Here is a 17,423-nt window from a genome sequence, read left to right as displayed (position 1 = left end):
ACCGGCTATCTGAACGCGCTCAAAACCTAGCACCCGGGGGGGCTGGATCGCCGAGCGGGCGGGCGTGACGGCGACGCCAACGGTGATGGTGACAGTGGTCAACCGCTCCCCCGACTCGGAGGAGGGCCTGTCCGCCCAGGCCCTCGACCGGGCCTACCCGCCCGCCGACCGCACGGTGACCGTGCACAGCCGCTTGGTGGCGCGGGTGAGGGCGACGTACAGGTCCCGCTCACCGGCCGGGCGGGCGGCGACGATCCCGTCCGGGTCGACCACGACGGCCTCGTCGAACTCCAGGCCGCGCGCCTGCGAGGCCGGCACCAGCCGGGCGTACCGCTCGACCCCCGCGGCGGCCAGCTCCGCCACCCTGTCGTCCGCGCACACCACCCCGAGCAGCTCGCCCGGGTGCGCCGCGCTCTGCGCCCGCAGCTCCCGGAGGAGGTCCCCCGCGAGCCGCCGCGGTTCCACCGCGACCGTACGGGGTTCCTCGCCGTGCCGGATCGACCGGACGGGCGGCTGCCCCGGGGCGATCCGGGCGAGCAACTCCCCCGTGGTGGCCAGGATCTCCTCCGTGGTCCGGTAGCTGACGGTCAGCGTCCGCAGGTCGAAGCGCCGGCCGACGTGCGGGTCGAGCGCCTCGCTCCAGTCCCGTGCGGCCGTCGCCGGGCCCGCCTGCGCGAAGTCGCCGACCAGTGTCATCGACCTGCCGGGGCAGCGGCGCACGACCGTCCGCCACTGCATGGCGGTCAGCTCCTGCGCCTCGTCGACGACGACGTGCCCGAAGGTCCGCCCGGGCGGGCCGTCGACCAGGCTCGCCGCCTCGTCGAGGAGCGGCAGGTCGGCGTCGGTCCACGGCGCTCCGGGTGAGCGCAGCAGCAACGCCCGCTCCTCGTCGGTGAGTTGCGGCAGGTGCTCGGCCAACGCGTCGGGGTCGGCCAGCAGGGCGCCGACGAGGTCGCCGGGCACCAGCCGCGGCCAGAGCCCGTCGACGGCCCGGTCGAGGTGCGGGTCGTCCAGGAGTGCGGCGCGGACGGCGTCGGCGTCGAACTCGTCGGCCCCCGTGGCGGGCGCGTCGTCGATGCCGAGGTTGCGCAGGTCCCGGGCCGCCATCCGGTCGAGGTCGACCCCGGTGAGCTGCATGACCTCGGCATCGAGCCGCTCCAGCGTCGCCGCCGTGTCCCGGGCCAGCGCGCCGGTCAGGGCGTCGACCAGCAGCTCCAGGAACACCCGGCGCGCCCGGTTGTGCGCGAGACCGCTCGCCTGGGCCGCCTGCCGCACCCCGGCGACCTCACCCTCCTCCAGCCGGACCCACTCCTGCCCGACCCTGACCGTGAAGTCCCCGTCCGGGGCCTGCCGCGAACGGACCAGCCCGGCCAGCGCGTCGGCCAGCGCGGCACCGCCCTTGAGCCGCGCCGCCCCGAACCCCTCCACCGCGCCCGGCACGACGCCCGCCAGTTCCCCGCACGTCGCCAGGACGACGTCGTTCTCCCCGAGCGAGGGCAGCACCTGGGAGATGTAGTCCAGGAACCGCGCGTTCGGGCCCAGCACCAGCACCCCGTGCTCGGCCGCCTTCGGGAACGCGTACAGCACGTACGCGGCACGGTGCAGCGCCACCACCGTCTTTCCGGTCCCGGGGCCGCCCTGCACCACCGTCACCCCCCGGTGCGAGGACCGGACGATCGCGTCCTGCTCGACCTGGAGCGTCGCGACCGCCGTCCCCATCCGCCCCGTACGCCGCGCCTGGAGTGCCGCCGCCAACGGGCCGTCGCCGACGACGTCCCCGGCGGTGGGCTCCGAGCCGTCCAGCAGTTCGTCGCTGAGCCCGACCACCGTACGGCCCGTCAGGCTCAGATGACGGCGGCGCCGCAGCCCCATCGGATGGACCGGCGTCGCCTCGTAGAAGGAGCGGGCCGCCTCCGCCCGCCAGTCCACCAGGAGCGGCAGCTCGTCCTCGTCGCGTTGCAGGCCCAGCCGCCCGATCCGCAGCACCATCCCGTCCGCCAGGTCGATCCGGCCGAACACCAGCCCGCCCTCGGCCCCCTCCAGCCGCCGCACCTCACCGGCCAGCCGCCCGGCCGCCACCTCCCGCTCGTACACCTCGCCCGCACCGTCCGCCACCGAGGCCAGCACCTGCCCCAGCGACGCCCGCGCCCCGGCGAGCCGCTCGTCGAACAGCGCGCCGATGGCGGACACCCGCGCCCGCTCCAACTCCACCTGGCGTTCGGCGTTCTCATTGATCTGCGACAAGGAAGGCCCCTCTCGGTTCGACCCGTCACTATGCAGAGGGATTCCGGAAATGTAAATGTTGACTTGCCCGGACCGAATGTGTCCCTCCATTCCCCGCATTCCATTTCCCGGACGGAATTCCACCGCCGATCGCCGGATACCGGGCGCCGCCGGAGGTTTGACCGAAGCGTTACGCCGGCCCCCGTTCCGGCCCCTCTCCCCGCCCCGCGGAAAGGCCCCTTCCCGGCTCTGGAGAAGGGCGCCGCCAAGCGCCGCTCCGGCCCCGAAGGGCCCGGCTCCGGTCTGCCGCGGAAAGCCCCGGTCACCCACCGCACAGGGGATGAGGAGCGCGCCCGCGAGGCCGGCACCGGCCTCCGGTTCCACCGGGCCGACATCTTCGACGCCGAACTCCCCCACGCCCACTACGACCTGGTCTACGACTCCGGCTGCCTGCACCACCTCGCGCCGCACCGGCGGGTCAGCTACCTCGCCCTCCTCGACCGGGTCCTGGCGCCGGGCGGACACTTCGGCGTCACCGCGTTCGCGGCCGGCGCGATGGGCTCCGAGCGGTCCGACGAGGAGCTCTACCGGCTGGGCACCCTGGAGGGCGGCCTCGCCTACTCACCGGACGAACTCCGCTCGCTCTTCCGCGAGTTCACCCCGCTGGAGATCCGCCCGATGGCCGCCCAGGCCGCGGGCTCCGGGCTGTTCGGCGCCCCCTTCCTGCTCGCCGCGCTCTTCCGGCGGGCCACCCACGGCTAGCGCGCACGGCTGACACCCGCGGCCGGCCCGCGCGTCAGTCCCGCTCCCGCCCCACCGCCGCCTCGTACGCCAGCAGCGTGTCGACCACCAGACGCCGCTGCGCCGGGCCGAGCGGTCCGAGGGCCGTGCGCCAGGCGGCGGCGCCCGGGGCGAGCCAGGCCTCGATCGCGGGCAGCTGCCCCGGGGTGACGGCGACGATGCGGCGCCGGCGGTCGGCCTCGTCCTCGCGCCGTTCGAGGATGCCCTGCCGGCTGAGGTCGCCGACCATCAGGCTGACCGTGGTGGGGGCGACCTCCAGCCGGGCGGCGAGGTCGTTGACGCCCATCGGCCCGTCCAGCAGCAGACAGGCGAGCAGCGACAGGTGACGGGGCGCCAGCGCGAAGCCGCGCAGCGGTTCGGGGACGGGGATCCGCTTGGCCCGCCCGACCAGCCGGGGCATCAGCAGCAGCATCGACCGCACCGCGTCGTCGAGCCCCTCCCCGCCGGCCGGCTGCCCGTCGCGCGGTTCTCCCCCGGGCGTTGACATCGCACACCCCTCCCCAGTTATCTTTGATAGCAAAGCTGTTTTACGTGCAAAGTGAGTCTGTCCGTCCATGGTACGAACCGAGCCGAACGGAGCTCCACCATGCCGCACCTGAGCCTGCACATCCGCGAGGAGTCGCTCGACGCCGACGTCGAGCCGAAGCTCATCGCCGCCCTCACCGGGGCCGTCGCCGCGGTCTTCGGCGAGCGGTTCCGCCCCCTGGTCGCGGTCGAGCTGATCGGGGTCCCGCAGCGCCGCCGGGGCATCGGCGGGGTGCCGACCGAGGAGGCCGCACCGGTGGTCACGCTGAGCATGCGGGAGGCGGCCTACCACCTGCCGCAGGTGCCGGACGCGCCCGCCCGCCTGGTCGCGGCGGCCACCGGGGCGATCACCGACGTGCTCGGCGAGGCCGTCGGGAAGCAGACCGTGGTCACCCTCGACGGCGTGCCGGCGGGCCGCTCCGGCGTCGGCGGCCGGGTCGGCTGACCGCGACCGCCCACCGGCCGCCGGCACTCCCGTACGGCCCGGCGCACCCGCCCCCACCAGCACGGATGCGCCGCCCGGGCCCGCGCAGGACGCGATCGCGCGCCCCCGGCACACCCCGCACCCCACCCGGCAGAGCCCCCGCGCCCGCTCACACCCGGCCCACCGGCCCCGTCGGCGCCGATCGGGAATCCGTCCCTCCGGCCGGAACCCGGCTTTGCTCCCGGCGGTCCGGTGGCATAGGTTTTCGACGCCGTCGACGCGCCACCGCTGCTGACCGCCCCTCAGTCCCCGGGCGGACGAGGGCGCGAGGAGCCCGGCGGCCGTACGCACGGGGGAGGAGCCGCCATGCCGCAGGCCCGCGACCACCGGTCGACCGGGTGGCGAGGACCGACGGACCGCACCGCCCACCGGCGGCCCGCGGCCGGCCCGCGACCGACCCCGATCCACGCCACCGGACACCCGAGGAACCGTCAGTTGCGCACCGTCAGACTCGTCACCGCCACCGCCGCAGTCCTCGTCTGCCTGGGTGCCCTGAGCGCCTGCGGCCCGGAGGACTCCGGCGAGGACGCCGGAAAGACCGCCGCCCCGGCGGCCGGCGGCACGCCCACCACCAACCCCACCAAGCCGACCGGGTCCGAGAAGGGCATACCGGACAAGGCCTGGATGGACACCAAGAGCATCCCGATGGACGAGAGCTACCACTACACGCCGCTGGCGGCCAACGCCAAGCAGCTCTCCGGCCCGGTCCAGTTCAAGGGCATGGAGCTGTGCCGCGAGGCGCTCGCCAAGGACGACGAGCCGCTGTTCACCGGCACCGCCACCGCGAAGGCCTCGGTCGGCTTCGGCGGGGACCGCTGGACCGCCCAGCAGACCCTGCTGTTCCACGGCGACCCGACCCGCAGCAGCGCCGTCAAGCAGTCCGCCAAGCTGGCCGAGGGCCGCCTGACCGAGGCGCTCAAGTCCTGCGCCAAGACCGCGCCCGGCGCCACCGTGAAGGTCGACAGCGCCCAGGACGCGCCCTACTTCGCCGCCGTCCTGACCGTCCCGCAGGCCGACGGCGGCACCGTCACCCTGCACGAGTACGTGGTCAGCGACGGCGGGGTGGTCAGCGAGCTGGCCGTCTGGGCCACCGCCAAGGCCGGCGCCCAGCCCAAGGACCCCTGGAAGGCCCCCGAGGACAAGTACGTCGGCACCGGCATGACGGCGCCGATGTGCGAGGCCCTGCCGGGCTGCGACGGGCACTGACACCCGGCGGCCGTGCGGGCGGGCGCCCGCCCGCACGGCCGGGCCCCTGGCGGCTCCTTCAGGCCCGCTCCCGGGGAGCCGGCCTCACAGCCCCAGGACGCCGAGCGCGGTGGTCCAGTCGTTCGCGATCGCGCCGCGGGCCGCGTCGAGACCGACCCGGCCGCCGCACACCGCGTTCTTGAGCTTGGTCTCGACGGAGTCCTTGCTCTGCGCCGGCTGGCTGCCGTAGCGCGGCTCGGGCCACAGGTTGGCCGGGTCGCGCGGGGCACCGCCGAGTTCCAGCGGGACGAAGTGGTCCTCCTCGTAGTCCGCCGTGCTGGTGTCCGCGTAGCCGTAGGCCGCGATCTGCTGCACCTTCAGCGCGTTGGTGTAGCTGGTCGGCGGGCGGACGGTGGCGGTCCAGCCGGAGACGCAGATGGTCTGCCCGATGGTCGCCTGGGTGACGTCCGGGTTGTACGCACCCGGGGTGCAGTTCGGGTCGGGCAGCGGCAGGTACGCCTGCGAACAGCCCGTCGCGAGCGGGGCCGGCCCGGCGACGGGTCCGGCGGCCCGCGCGGTGCCGGCGGCGAGCCCGGCGGCCGCGAGGGCGGCCGCCGAGGCGATGACGGCGAGACGGTGACGGAGCATCATGGGGGAAGCACTCCTTGACCGGCCCGGCCCCTCGCCGGGCGACTGCGTTCATGACAGCACCGTCCGGCCGGCCACCGTCAGGCCCGGGGGCGTGAACGCCTGGTGCCCGCGCCTCCACAACCGTCGTGGGGCCCGCGCGCCGGGCCCCGCGCCCCACCTCCCGTCGGCCGGTCAGCCTCGCGGGACCGCCAGTTCGGTCTCCCTGCGGGTCCGGTCGCCGGGCACCGGCAGTGCCACGCCGGTGCGCTCGAAGCCGGCCTTCAGGTACATCGCCTCGGCCCTGGCGTTGTCCTCGTGGACGAACAGCCGCACCCGCTCGATCCGGGGCTCGGTGAGCGACCACGCCCACTCCTGGACGGTCCGGATCAGCTCGCCCGCCAGCCCGGTGCCCCGCGCCCGCGGCCGGACGTAGACCCCGACCACGTGCACCTGGTCGACCTCGACGACATCGCCCTCCAGGGCCCCGTTCCCGCCGGCCCGTTCGACCACCCCGGTCATCGAGCCGAGCCAGCTCCCGTCCCCGGCCTGCGCGATGAACTGCGCCACGTGCGGGTCCGTCGCGGCCCGGGTGGTGCGCTCCTGCCAGAACTCGTCCGGCCTGGTCACGGCCTGCTCGTGCCTCTCCAGGAAGGCCACGGACGCGACCGGGTCCAGCAGCGCTTCCAGGCGGAGGTCCCTGGCCTGCGGCCAGTCCTCGATCCGTACCCGTCTGATGATGATTCCGGTGCTCATCGCGTGATCATGTCACCGGCACCGGCGGCCCACGCAACCCGGTTTTCGGCGCCGCCGGCCGGCCCTCAGGCCCTGGACCGCTCCAGCAGCAGCGCCAGCAGCGCCGCCGGCCCCTCCGGCAGGCTGCCGTGGACGAGTTCGGTGCGGTGCACCAGCCTGGGCACCGCGATCGGCGCGTACCCGACTCCGAGCGCCGCTCCGCCGCCGTGGCGCACGCGGACGCGGGCACCCCGGCCGCTCCGACCACGCCGACCGCCACGGCCACCCCGACCGTCATGACCGCTCCGTCCGCCACGGCCTGAGCGCACCTCACAGCGGCAGCGAACGCAGCCGCACCGGCCCCTCCGGCCAGCCGGCCCCCGCCACCAGCGGCGCCCACATGGTCCGCAGCGGCATCTGCGCCAGCCGCCCCTCCGGCTGTTCCACCGTCACCGCCTCCGCCACCTTCCGGAATCCGAGCTCCCGGTAGAACGCGGCCAGCGGCGGACGGCAGAACAGCAGCGCGTACCGGTGGCCGAGCGTGGCCGCGTGGTCGAGGGCGGCCCCGGCCACGGCCCGCGCGAGGCCGCCGTGGCGCCGGTGGGGCGCGACGCAGACCCCGCCGACGCCCATCGCCGCCAGGTCGGTGCCGCCCACGGTGAGCGGCAGCGGCCGCAGCCCGGCGTGGGCGACGAGCCGGCCGTCGTCGGCCCGGACCCCGAAGTGGATCTCCTTGGGCAGGAAGGTCAGCCCGGTGTACGCGACGCCGTACGGGTCGTCCGTCGGGCCGAGGATCTCCTCCTGCTCGGCGCGGCCGTACCGGGCGAGCCGTTCGACCACCGGGGCCCCGGTGAGGTGCTGCTCGGGAGAGAAACGATCATTCATTCCGCCATGCTCCCCTCCCACCAGGGCCGATAACCAGTCCCTTCCCGGCCACTCGATCCGATGATCGTCCCGGAGCCGCGCCGGCGCCCGGCCCGTCACCGCGGCGGCCCGACCGAGCCACTGAGCCCCCGAGTCGCTGAGCCGCCGAACCGCCGAACCGGCGTCAGGCCGCCGCGCGCCGCGCCAGCTCGGCCCAGACCTCCGCCACCCGCGCGTCCAGCTCCGCCAGGCCGGCGCTGTTGTCGATCACCAGGTCCGCGATCGCCAGCCGGTCCTCCCGGGAGGCCTGCGCGGCCATCCGGGCCCGGGACTCCTCCTCGGTCGTCCCGCGCAGCCGGACGAGCCGCTCCAGCCGCACCTCGTCGGCCGCGTCCACCACCACGACCAGGTCGAACAGCGGCGCCAGCCCGTTCTCGGCCAGCAGCGGCACGTCGTGCACCACGACCGCGTCCGGCGCGGCCGCCGCCTCCAGCTCGGCGGAGCGGGCCCGCACCAGCGGGTGGACGATCGCGTTCAGCGCCTTCAGCCGCTCCGGGTCGGCGAACACGACCGCTCCGAGCGCCGGACGGTCCAGCGTGCCGTCCTCCCGCAGTACCTGCGGGCCGAACTCGGCGACCACCGCCGCCAGACCGTCCGTCCCGGGGGCGACCACCTCGCGGGCGATCACGTCGGAGTCCACGATCACCGCGCCGCGCGCGGCGAACAGCCGGGACACCTCGCTCTTGCCCGCACCGATGCCGCCCGTCAGTCCGATCTTCAGCATGCCCGTCAGGCTACCGGCGCGGCACCGGAAGCGTCAGCACGGGGCGTCAGCACGGGGCGTCAGCACCGTGATCCCACACCACCGGCACCCCGGTCAGCCCAGCTCCAGGCTCTCGCCCTCGCCCAGCACCGCCAGTTCCGCCCCCGTCCCCGGCCCCTCGGGCCCGACCAGCCGGGTCTGCACGGCGAGCCCGATCGGGCTGAGCACCGCCTCGTGCACCGGCACCGCCCGGCGCGGCCCGGCCTCCCGGACGTAGTCGATCACCTCGGAGGCCTTGCTCCAGGGCGCCGCGAGCGGCAGCAGCAGGGTCTCCACGGCGTGCGGCGGCACGGTGAACGCGTCGCCGGGGTGGAACAGCCGGCCGTCGAAGAGGAAGCCGATGTTCGGCACCCGCGGGATGTCCCGGTGGATCTCCGCGTGCCACTCGCCGTGCACCGAGACGCTCAGCCCGCCGGGCCCGCCGATCTCGAAGACGTCACCCTCGCCGACCACGCCGACCCGCTGCGCCACGCCGTCCAGCCGGTCGGCGACGGCCCGGTTGGTCCACACCCGCAGCGCCGGGTCGGCCTCCAGCGCGGCGCGCAGCCGGGACTCCTCGAAGTGGTCCATGTGCTCGTGGGTGATCAGGACGGCGTCCGCCCCGGCCAGTGCGGCGGGGTCGGTGAACGCCCCCGGATCGACGACGACGGTGCTGCCGCCGTGCTCGACGCGTACGCAGGCGTGTCCGAACTTGGTGATTCGCATGCCCGAAACCCTACAGCAAAGCTGTACAGCAAGGCTGGATACATTCCGGATAGACTCCTCCCATGACCAGCGACACCCCCCGCCCGGACACCCTGGAACTCGCCGCCGACCTGCGTGCCGCGCTCGGCCGCCTGGTCCGCTCCCTGCGCGACGGCGACGAGCTGCCGCAGAACCAGGCCGCCGTCCTCGGCCGGCTGGTCCGCGACGAGCGTTCCCGCACGGTCGCCGAACTCGCCGCGCTCCAGCGGGTCCGCCACCAGTCGATGGCCCGCACCGTCACCCTGATGACCGAGGCCGGACTGGTCACCCAGCAGCCCCACCCCACCGACGGCCGCAAGCTGCTCGTCGCCGCCACCGGGGCCGGCCGCACCGCCCTGCTCGACCAGCGGGCCCGCCGCGAACACCGGATCGCCACCGCCATCGAGTCCCGCCTCAGCCCCGCCGAGCAGGACCGACTCCGCGCGGCGGTCGCCCTACTGGACCGCCTGTCCTGAGCCGACCAGGCCCTTGGCCACCGACTGCTCCGCCGACTGTTCCACCGGCTCTTCCGCCGACCGCGGCGCCGGGACCGCCGCCGCGCCGACCTCCGGCAGGTCGACGTGCTCGCTCAGCCCGAACCGCCGGTGCAGCCGCCGCAGCGGTGCGGGCGCCCACCAGTTGAACTCGCCGAACAGGCTCATCGCGGCGGGCACCAGCAGGCACCGCACCAGCGTCGCGTCCACCGCGACGGCGACGGCCAGCGCGATGCCCATCTGCTTGACCATCAGCATGTCCCCGAGCGCGAACCCGGCGAAGACGATCACCATCAGCAGCGCCGCCGAGGTGATGATCCGACCGCTGCGCTGCACGCCCAGCTCCACCGCCCGGACGCAGTCGTGCCCGCGCAGGGTCAGCTCCCTGATCCGGGAGAGCAGGAACACCTCGTAGTCCATCGACAGCCCGAAGGCGAACGCGAAGACCAGCACCGGGATGAAGGTCTCCAGCCCGCCGGTCGGACTGAACCCGAGCAGCCCGCTGAACCAGCCGTCCTGGAACACCAGGGTGAGCGCGCCGAGCGAGGCCCCCAGCGAGAGCAGGTTCATCAGCAGCGCCTTGACCGGCATCACCACCGAGCCGGTCATCAGGAACAGCAGCACCAGCGTCCCGGCCGCGACCAGACCCAGCGCCCACGGTCCGCGCGAGAGCAGCTCGTCCTGGAAGTCCACCACCGAGGCCGCGCCGCCGGTGACGTACGTGGTGAGCCCGCCCCGGTCGGCCCGCAGCTCCCGCACCACCTGCTTGGCCTGCCCGCCCTGCGGGTCCCCGTGCACCAGCACGTCGATCGTGGAGGCCGCGTCGCCCACCGGCGAGACGGCCCGCACCCCGCTCACCCCCGGCAGCTTGGCGACCACGTCGTCCGCGTACGCCTGCGCCACCTTCGCGCCGCCCTCGACCACCACCGTGACCGGCGCCTCCGAGGCCTGCGGGAAGCGCTGGTCGATCGTCTCGGCGACCTGCCGCCCCGCCGAGGAGACGGGCAGCACCGCGGCGCCGGAGCTGCGCATGTCCGCGTGGAGGAAGGGCGCCCCGGCCGCCATCAGCAGCGCCACCGAGGCGAGCGTGACCGCGACCGCCCGCTTGCGCACCCGGCGCACGGTCCGGCTGAAGAACCCCTCGTCCGCGACGGGCGCGGTGGGCGCCTTGATCCGCGCCCCGGCGAAGCCGAGCAGCGCGGGGATCAGCGTCAGCGCGGCGGCGACGGCGATCACCACCACGCTCACCCCGGCCGCCGCCACCGCGCCGAGCACCGGGCTGGTGAAGACGAAGAGGCCCGACAGCGCGACGGCCACGGTCAGTCCGGAGAAGGCGACGGTGCGCCCGGCGGTCGCCGCGGTGCGTTCGACGGCGGCGGCGATGTCGGCGCCGTGGCCGCGCTCCTCGCGGAAACGATTCACCATGAGCAGCGCGTAGTCGATCGAGAGGCCGAGCCCCAGCACCGTGGCGATCGGCAGCACGCTGGTGTCGATGTCCATGATCCGGCTGAAACCGAACATGGCCAGCAGCGCGCCACCCACCGAGGCGACCGCCCCGATCACCGGCAGCGAGGCCGCCGCCAGACCGCCGAAGACCAGCACCATGACGATCAGCGTGAGCGGCAGCGTCACCAGCTCGCCGAACCGGGTGTCCCGCTCGGTCTGCTTCTTGACCTCCTGCTGGAGCACCAGGTCCCCGCCGACCGTGACGTGGGCGCCGCCCGTCCCGTCCAGCGCCGCGAGCCGCTGGGTGACGGCGTCGGTCTGGGCGGTGCTCGCGCTGTCGGCCATCCGTACGGTGACCAGGCTCGCCGTCCCGTCGGCGGAGCGCAGCGCGGCCGGCGCCGGGCCGGGACCGTACGCGTCGAGCGCGGAGGAGACCCCGGGCAGACCGGCGATCTCGGCGGTGGCCCGTTCGACGGCGGCCCGCACAGCCGGATCGTCCACCGGCCGGCCGTCCACCACGGCGGTGACCGTTCCCTTGGCCGGGTCGGCCGCGGTGACCACCGCGCTGCCCCGGTCGGCCTCGGCGCTGGCGGAGGAGGCTCCGGCCACCGAACTCTCGAAGACCCGGCCCCCGATCAGCACGCCGACCGCCAGGACGACGGCCCAGAAGCCGAGCACCCAGCGACGGTGGCGGAAGCAGAACCGGCCGACGGCCGCGAGCCGGCCGCCGACCACGGCGGTGGGGGCGGCGGAGGAGGGGTTGCGCATGAGGAGCCTTTCGGGCAGCTCCCCTCAATCTAGGTGCAACCCGAACTCCGGCCTATAGATGGGCAATGAGCCCCATCTCACACTTTCCTTCACATGAACATCACATAAGTGAAGGCGGGATAAGCCGGGCCCGGACCGCGGGAAGAGCCACCGCGGACAACGAAATGGGCCCCACCCGGAAAGTCCGGGTGGGGCCCACCGTCTAGCTATCGGCTAGCGGGAAGCGAGAGCCTCAGCTCTGGCCGCCGGCCAGCTTCTCGCGCAGGGCGGCGAGGGCCTCGTCGGAGGCCAGGGCGCCCGAGCCCTCGTCGCTGCTGGACGAGTAGGAACCACCGGCGGCAGCGGCGACGGCGTCGCCACCCTCCTCGGCGGCCTGGGCGTCGGCCTCGCGGCTCTTGATGACCTGCGCCTGGTGCTGCTCGAAGCGGCTCTGCGCCTCGGCGTACTGGCGCTCCCACTCCTCGCGCTGCTTCTCGAAGCCGGACAGCCAGTCGTTCGCCTCGGGGTCGAAGCCCTCCGGGTAGATGTAGTTGCCCTGGTCGTCGTACGAGGCGGCCATGCCGTACAGGGTCGGGTCGAACTCGACCTCGGCCGGGTTGGCACCCAGGGCCTCGTTGGCCTGCTTGAGCGACAGGCTGATGCGGCGACGCTCGAGGTCGATGTCGATGACCTTGACGAAGATCTCGTCGCCGACCTGGACGACCTGCTCCGGGATCTCCACGTGGCGCTCGGCCAGCTCGGAGATGTGGACCAGACCCTCGATGCCCTCGTCCACGCGGACGAACGCACCGAACGGAACCAGCTTGGTGACCTTACCCGGAACGACCTGGCCGATCTGGTGGGTACGGGCGAACTGCTGCCACGGGTCCTCCTGGGTCGCCTTCAGCGACAGGGAGACACGCTCGCGGTCCATGTCGACGTCGAGAACCTCGACGGTGACCTCCTGGCCGACCTCGACAACCTCGGACGGGTGGTCGATGTGCTTCCAGGACAGCTCGGAGACGTGCACCAGGCCGTCGACGCCACCCAGGTCCACGAAGGCACCGAAGTTGACGATCGAGGAGACGACGCCGGAGCGCACCTGACCCTTCTGGAGGGTGGTGAGGAAGGTCTGGCGGACCTCGCTCTGGGTCTGCTCCAGCCAGGCACGGCGGGACAGGACCACGTTGTTGCGGTTCTTGTCCAGCTCGATGATCTTGGCCTCGAGCTCCTTGCCCACGTAGGGCTGGAGGTCGCGGACGCGGCGCATCTCGACGAGCGAGGCCGGAAGGAAGCCACGGAGGCCGATGTCGAGGATGAGACCACCCTTGACGACCTCGATGACGGTACCGGTGACGATCCCGTCCTCTTCCTTGATCTTCTCGATCGTGCCCCAGGCACGCTCGTACTGAGCGCGCTTCTTGGACAGGATGAGACGACCCTCCTTGTCCTCCTTCTGGAGAACCAGGGCCTCGATGTTGTCACCGACGGCGACGACCTCGTGCGGGTCAACGTCGTGCTTGATCGAGAGCTCGCGGGACGGGATGACGCCCTCGGTCTTGTAACCGATGTCGAGGAGGACCTCGTCACGGTCGACCTTCACGATGACGCCCTCGACGATGTCGCCATCGTTGAAGTACTTGATGGTCTCGTCGATGGCGGCGAGGAACGCCTCGGCGTCGCCGATGTCGTTGACCGCGACCTGCGGGGTGGTGCTGAGGGAGGAGTCGGTGGGGCTCGTCATTAGGAAAAGGGCTCCGGTACGGACATGAAAGTCGTAGGTAATGCCACGCGGAGGGCCCGTATCGCTCCCACCGAAAGCCGGACAGCCAAGAACACGGCGCACCGGGATTCCCGTGAACAACGAGAACCGGCGTCCGTCTTGCGACCGTGGGGTCTTCGACAGATGCGAGCGCGACCTGCTCCGTCCGAGGCGCGCAGGCCCGCAGCGCAACTTGTAGCATACGGGGACGGCCAGGCACGGTCAATGCCGAAGGACGGCAAGACGGTGGAGCCCGGTACGGATCAGGCCATATCCTCCGAATGCGCGCCTCGCGGCGGCGCCCGAAGGGGCCTTCTGTCCCCGGATGCCACCGCCAGGATCCGAGCCCTCACGGGCCGGTTCGCGGCAGCGGCGCTTCCGCACTCCATACCCTACGCGATGGGCATTGTCACCGTGGCCACCACCCCCCAGTCCGACTTCCACGATCTTGACACCTCCGTGGCCGGACCCTTCACGGACGCCGACGAGACCGAGGACGGCGACGACGCGGTGCGCCGCGAGGCCGGCACCGGGGAGAGCAGCCGGGCCAGCCGGCACTGGTGGGACCGCAACGCCGACGAGTACCAGGACGAGCACGGCGAGTTCCTCGGCGACGACCGCTTCACCTGGTGCCCCGAGGGCCTGGACGAGGCGGACGCCCGGCTGCTCGGCGAGGTGGCCGGCCGGGACGTGCTGGAGATCGGCGCCGGCGCCGCCCAGTGCTCCCGCTGGCTCGCCGCCCGGGGCGCCCGGCCGGTCGCCCTGGACATCTCCCACCGCCAGCTCCAGCACTCCCGCCGGATCGACCTCGGCCGCGGCACCGCGCCCGTCCCCGTCGTCCAGGCCGACGCCGCCGTGCTGCCGTTCGCCGACGCCTCCTTCGACCTCGCCTGCTCCGCCTACGGCGCCGTCCCGTTCAGCGCCGACACCGGCGCCCTGATGCGCGAGGTGCACCGGGTGCTGCGGCCCGGCGGGCGCTGGGTGTTCTCGGTGACCCACCCGATCCGCTGGGCCTTCCCGGACGAGCCCGGCGTCGAGGGCCTCACCGCGGCGTCCTCCTACTTCGACCGCACCCCGTACGTCGAGCAGGACGAGCAGGGCCACGCCAGCTACGTCGAGCACCACCGCACCCTCGGCGACCGGGTCCGCGAACTCGTCGCCGCCGGCTTCCGGCTGGTGGACCTGGTCGAGCCCGAGTGGCCGGCCGGCCTGGAGCAGGAGTGGGGCGGCTGGTCCCCGCTGCGCGGGCGGCTGATCCCCGGCACCGCGATCTTCGTCACCGAACGGGGCTGACGTCTTGCTGAACCCGGCCTGGCGCGAACTGCCCGTCCGCACCGCCCTGCCCGCCCTGCATGACGCGCTGGACGGGCCCGGCACCGCCGTCCTCGCCGCGCCGCCCGGCACCGGCAAGACCACCCTGGTGCCGCTCGCCCTGGCCGGACTGCTCTCCGACGGCCGGCCCGTACGGCGGGTGCTGGTCGCCGAACCGCGCCGGCTCGCCGTACGGGCCGCCGCCCGGCGGATGGCCTGGCTGCTCGGCTCGTCCGTGGGGCGCGAGGTCGGGTACACGGTGCGCGGGGACCGGCGCGTCGGGCCGGACACGGTGGTCGAGGTGGTCACCACCGGGGTGCTGCTCCAACGCCTCCAGCGCGACCAGGAGTTGCCCGGGGTGGACGTGGTCGTCCTGGACGAGTGCCACGAACGGCACCTGGACGCCGACACCGCGCTCGCCTTCCTGCTCGACGTCCGGGCGGCGCTGCGGCCCGAACTGCGGCTGGTCTGCGCCTCGGCCACCTCCGACACCGGGGCCTGGGCCGAACTGCTCGGCGGCGCACCGGTGGTGGAGGCGCACGGGACCTCCCACCCGGTCGAGGTGCTCTGGGCGCCGCCGCCCCGCGCCGTCCGGCCCGCTCACGGAACCCGGGTGGACCCGGCGCTGCTCGACCACGTCGCGGCGGTGGTACGGCGGGCCCTGGGCGAGCAGGACGGGGACGTGCTCTGCTTCCTGCCCGGCGTCGGCGAGATCGCCCGGGTGGCCGGGCAGCTGGGCGGCCTGCCCGCGGAGGTGTTGCAGCTGCACGGCCGCGCCCCGCAGGCCGTCCAGGACGCCGCGCTCACCCCGTCCTCGGCACGGCGGGTCGTGCTCACCACCGCCGTCGCCGAGTCCTCGCTCACCGTGCCGGGCGTACGGGTCGTGGTGGACGCCGGACTGGCCCGCGAACCCCGCACCGACCACGCCCGCGGACTGGCCGGGCTGGTCACCGTCCGGGCCTCCCTCGCCGCCGCCCGCCAGCGCGCCGGCCGCGCCGGGCGCGAGGCCCCCGGCACCGTCTACCGCTGCTGGAACGAGGCCGAGGACGCGCTCGCCGCCCGCTTCCCCACAGCGGAGATCGCGCTCGCCGACCTCACGTCGTTCGCCCTCCAGGCCGCCTGCTGGGGCGACCCGGACGCCACCGGCCTCGCCCTGCCCGACGCCCCGCCCGCCGGGGCGATGGCCGCCGCCCGGCAGACCCTCCAGGCCCTCGGCGCCGTCTCCCCGGACGGGCGGGCCACCGAGCGCGGCATCCGCCTCGCCCGCACGGGGCTGCACCCCCGGCTCGGCCGCGCCCTGGTCGACGGTGCTCCCGCCGTCGGCGCCCGCCGGGCGGCCGAACTCGTCGCGCTGCTCTCCGAGGAGCCGCCCCGGGCCCTCGGCGACGACCTCGGCGCGGTCTGGCGGACGGTCCGCACCTCCCGTGACCCCTACGCGGGCCGCTGGCGCGACGAAGTCCGCCGCCTGCTGCGCGCCACCTCCGACGAACCCCCCACCGGTCTGCCGGATGCCACCGCCGCCGGGCTGGTCGTCGCCCTCGCCTTCCCGGAGCGGATCGCCCGCGCCCGGGTGGAGCGGCCCGCCCCCGGCGAGCGCAGCCCGTACCTGATGGCCGGCGGAACGGCCGCCGAACTCGCGCCCGGCACGGTGCTCGGGGCGCTGCCGTGGCTCGCCGTCGCCGTCGCCGACCGCCCGGCGGGGTCGCACTCGGCCCGCATCCTGCACGCCGCGGCCCTGGACGAGGCCACCGCGTTGGTCGCCGGGGCGGCGCTGGTCGCCGCTCGCGACGAAGTCCACTGGGACACCCGGCGCGGCGAGGTCGTCTCCCGCCGAGTCGAGTCACTGGGCGCCATCGAACTCGCGGAGAAACCGCTCAACCGCCCCGACCGGGCCCTCGTCCGGGGCGCCCTCCTCGAAGGGCTGGCCCGCGAGGGCGTCAGCACGCTGCTGACGTTCCCCTCTGGCCTTCGCGAACGCCTCGCCTTCCTCCACACCGCCCTCGGCGCCCCCTGGCCCGACGTCAGCGACGAGGCTCTGCTTGAGCGCGCCGACGAGTGGCTGGAGCCCGAACTCTCCCGCGCCCGCCGCCGCTCCGACCTGACCAGGATCGATACGACGTCCGCCCTCCAGCGCCTGCTGCCGTGGGCCACCGGCGAGGCGGGCCGCCTCGACGAGTTCGCCCCGGAACGCGTCACCGTGCCGTCAGGATCAAAGATCCGCGTCGACTACAGCACCGAACGCCCGGTCCTGGCCGTCAAGTTGCAGGAACTCTTCGGCTGGAAAACCGCCCCCGCCCTGGCCGGAGGCCGCGTCCCGCTGACCATCCACCTGCTCTCCCCCGCCGGCCGCCCCGCCGCCGTCACCAGCGACCTGGAGGGCTTCTGGCACAACGGTTACCGCGCCGTCCGCGCGGACCTGAGGGGCCGTTACCCCCGCCATCCCTGGCCCGAGGACCCGACCACGGCCGAACCCACCCGCCGCGCCAACACCCGGAAGTAGCAGCGGCGCGATCCGGCCACCTGTCCGTGCGTTCACGACTGGGAAGTGGCCGGATACGTGGCCACTCCCGCCGGATGCCGGAGATCCCCAGGAGGACGGCGCGGCGATCACCCGGTGAACGGCGCATGACGGGGTGATCGCCTTCCCCGCGCCGCACGTCCCGAATCCCTCGG

At 74.2% G+C, this 17,423-nt stretch carries 16 protein-coding genes; 6 read left to right on the top strand and 10 right to left on the bottom strand.

Annotation, left to right across the window (positions count from 1 at the left end):
- Positions 1-153 precede the first annotated feature (153 nt).
- The gene (locus tag ACIQOW_RS03245; RefSeq protein WP_401079208.1) at positions 154-2,244 is read right to left on the bottom strand and encodes a HelD family protein; all 2,091 of its coding nucleotides are present in this window, start codon (positions 2,242-2,244) and stop codon (positions 154-156) included.
- A 78-nt stretch (positions 2,245-2,322) separates the two neighbouring features.
- On the opposite strand from ACIQOW_RS03245, the gene ACIQOW_RS03240 reads away from it, so the two are divergent.
- Entirely contained in the window at positions 2,323-2,985 is a 663-nt protein-coding gene (locus ACIQOW_RS03240; protein WP_401079206.1) for a class I SAM-dependent methyltransferase, read from the top strand.
- Between the two features lie 34 nt (positions 2,986-3,019).
- On the opposite strand, the gene ACIQOW_RS03235 is transcribed toward ACIQOW_RS03240, so the two are convergent.
- Positions 3,020-3,511, bottom strand: a complete 492-nt coding sequence (locus ACIQOW_RS03235) for a MarR family transcriptional regulator (protein ID WP_401079204.1) — start codon at positions 3,509-3,511, stop codon at positions 3,020-3,022.
- Between the two features lie 99 nt (positions 3,512-3,610).
- Here ACIQOW_RS03235 and ACIQOW_RS03230 point away from each other — a divergent pair, with 99 nt between their 5' ends.
- Positions 3,611-3,994, top strand: coding sequence for a hypothetical protein (locus ACIQOW_RS03230; protein WP_401079202.1), 384 nt, complete (start codon positions 3,611-3,613; stop codon positions 3,992-3,994).
- A 474-nt stretch (positions 3,995-4,468) separates the two neighbouring features.
- Positions 4,469-5,239, top strand: coding sequence for a hypothetical protein (locus ACIQOW_RS03225; RefSeq protein ID WP_401079200.1), 771 nt, complete (start codon positions 4,469-4,471; stop codon positions 5,237-5,239).
- An 84-nt stretch (positions 5,240-5,323) separates the two neighbouring features.
- Here the strand turns inward: ACIQOW_RS03225 and ACIQOW_RS03220 are convergent, their stop codons facing one another.
- The 6 genes from ACIQOW_RS03220 to ACIQOW_RS03195 form a co-directional block, all read right to left on the bottom strand.
- Positions 5,324-5,869, bottom strand: a complete 546-nt coding sequence (locus ACIQOW_RS03220; protein ID WP_401079198.1) for a hypothetical protein — start codon at positions 5,867-5,869, stop codon at positions 5,324-5,326.
- A gap of 171 nt (positions 5,870-6,040) precedes the next feature.
- Positions 6,041-6,601: a GNAT family N-acetyltransferase gene (locus ACIQOW_RS03215; protein WP_401079196.1), complete on the bottom strand. Its 561-nt coding sequence runs from the start codon at positions 6,599-6,601 to the stop codon at positions 6,041-6,043.
- Between the two features lie 65 nt (positions 6,602-6,666).
- Positions 6,667-6,816 carry a hypothetical protein gene (locus ACIQOW_RS03210; protein WP_401079194.1) on the bottom strand — a complete coding sequence of 50 codons (150 nt, stop codon included), beginning with the start codon at positions 6,814-6,816 and terminating at the stop codon, positions 6,667-6,669.
- A 94-nt stretch (positions 6,817-6,910) separates the two neighbouring features.
- Positions 6,911-7,465: a GNAT family N-acetyltransferase gene (locus tag ACIQOW_RS03205; RefSeq protein WP_401079192.1), complete on the bottom strand. Its 555-nt coding sequence runs from the start codon at positions 7,463-7,465 to the stop codon at positions 6,911-6,913.
- 163 nt (positions 7,466-7,628) lie between these two features.
- Positions 7,629-8,228 carry a dephospho-CoA kinase gene (gene coaE / locus ACIQOW_RS03200; protein WP_401079190.1) on the bottom strand — a complete coding sequence of 200 codons (600 nt, stop codon included), beginning with the start codon at positions 8,226-8,228 and terminating at the stop codon, positions 7,629-7,631.
- 93 nt (positions 8,229-8,321) lie between these two features.
- Positions 8,322-8,972, bottom strand: coding sequence for an MBL fold metallo-hydrolase (locus ACIQOW_RS03195; protein ID WP_401079188.1), 651 nt, complete (start codon positions 8,970-8,972; stop codon positions 8,322-8,324).
- Positions 8,973-9,034: 62 nt separating this feature from the next.
- Between ACIQOW_RS03195 and ACIQOW_RS03190 the strand changes: the two genes are divergently transcribed.
- Complete coding sequence (locus ACIQOW_RS03190) at positions 9,035-9,466, top strand: MarR family winged helix-turn-helix transcriptional regulator (protein ID WP_401079186.1); 432 nt, start codon at positions 9,035-9,037, stop codon at positions 9,464-9,466.
- Here ACIQOW_RS03190 and ACIQOW_RS03185 read toward each other — a convergent pair.
- Both ACIQOW_RS03185 and rpsA read right to left on the bottom strand, forming a co-directional pair.
- Positions 9,446-11,698 carry an MMPL family transporter gene (locus ACIQOW_RS03185; protein ID WP_401079184.1) on the bottom strand — a complete coding sequence of 751 codons (2,253 nt, stop codon included), beginning with the start codon at positions 11,696-11,698 and terminating at the stop codon, positions 9,446-9,448. The genes ACIQOW_RS03190 and ACIQOW_RS03185 overlap by 21 nt on opposite strands.
- A gap of 232 nt (positions 11,699-11,930) precedes the next feature.
- Positions 11,931-13,421, bottom strand: a complete 1,491-nt coding sequence (gene rpsA, locus ACIQOW_RS03180) for a 30S ribosomal protein S1 (protein ID WP_188296733.1) — start codon at positions 13,419-13,421, stop codon at positions 11,931-11,933.
- Positions 13,422-13,838: 417 nt separating this feature from the next.
- On the opposite strand from rpsA, the gene ACIQOW_RS03175 reads away from it, so the two are divergent.
- A complete protein-coding gene (locus tag ACIQOW_RS03175) occupies positions 13,839-14,732 on the top strand; it encodes a class I SAM-dependent methyltransferase (RefSeq protein WP_401079181.1) in 894 nt (297 codons plus the stop codon).
- A gap of 4 nt (positions 14,733-14,736) precedes the next feature.
- The gene (gene hrpB, locus ACIQOW_RS03170; RefSeq protein WP_401079179.1) at positions 14,737-17,250 is read left to right on the top strand and encodes an ATP-dependent helicase HrpB; all 2,514 of its coding nucleotides are present in this window, start codon (positions 14,737-14,739) and stop codon (positions 17,248-17,250) included.
- The last annotated feature ends 173 nt before the right edge of the window (positions 17,251-17,423 follow it).

It is taken from the genome of Kitasatospora sp. NPDC091335 (assembly GCF_044757205.1).
Lineage (GTDB): Bacteria > Actinomycetota > Actinomycetes > Streptomycetales > Streptomycetaceae > Kitasatospora.
The sequence above is the reverse complement of the archived record's forward strand: the minus strand, read 5'-3'. Positions and strand labels throughout refer to the sequence as shown.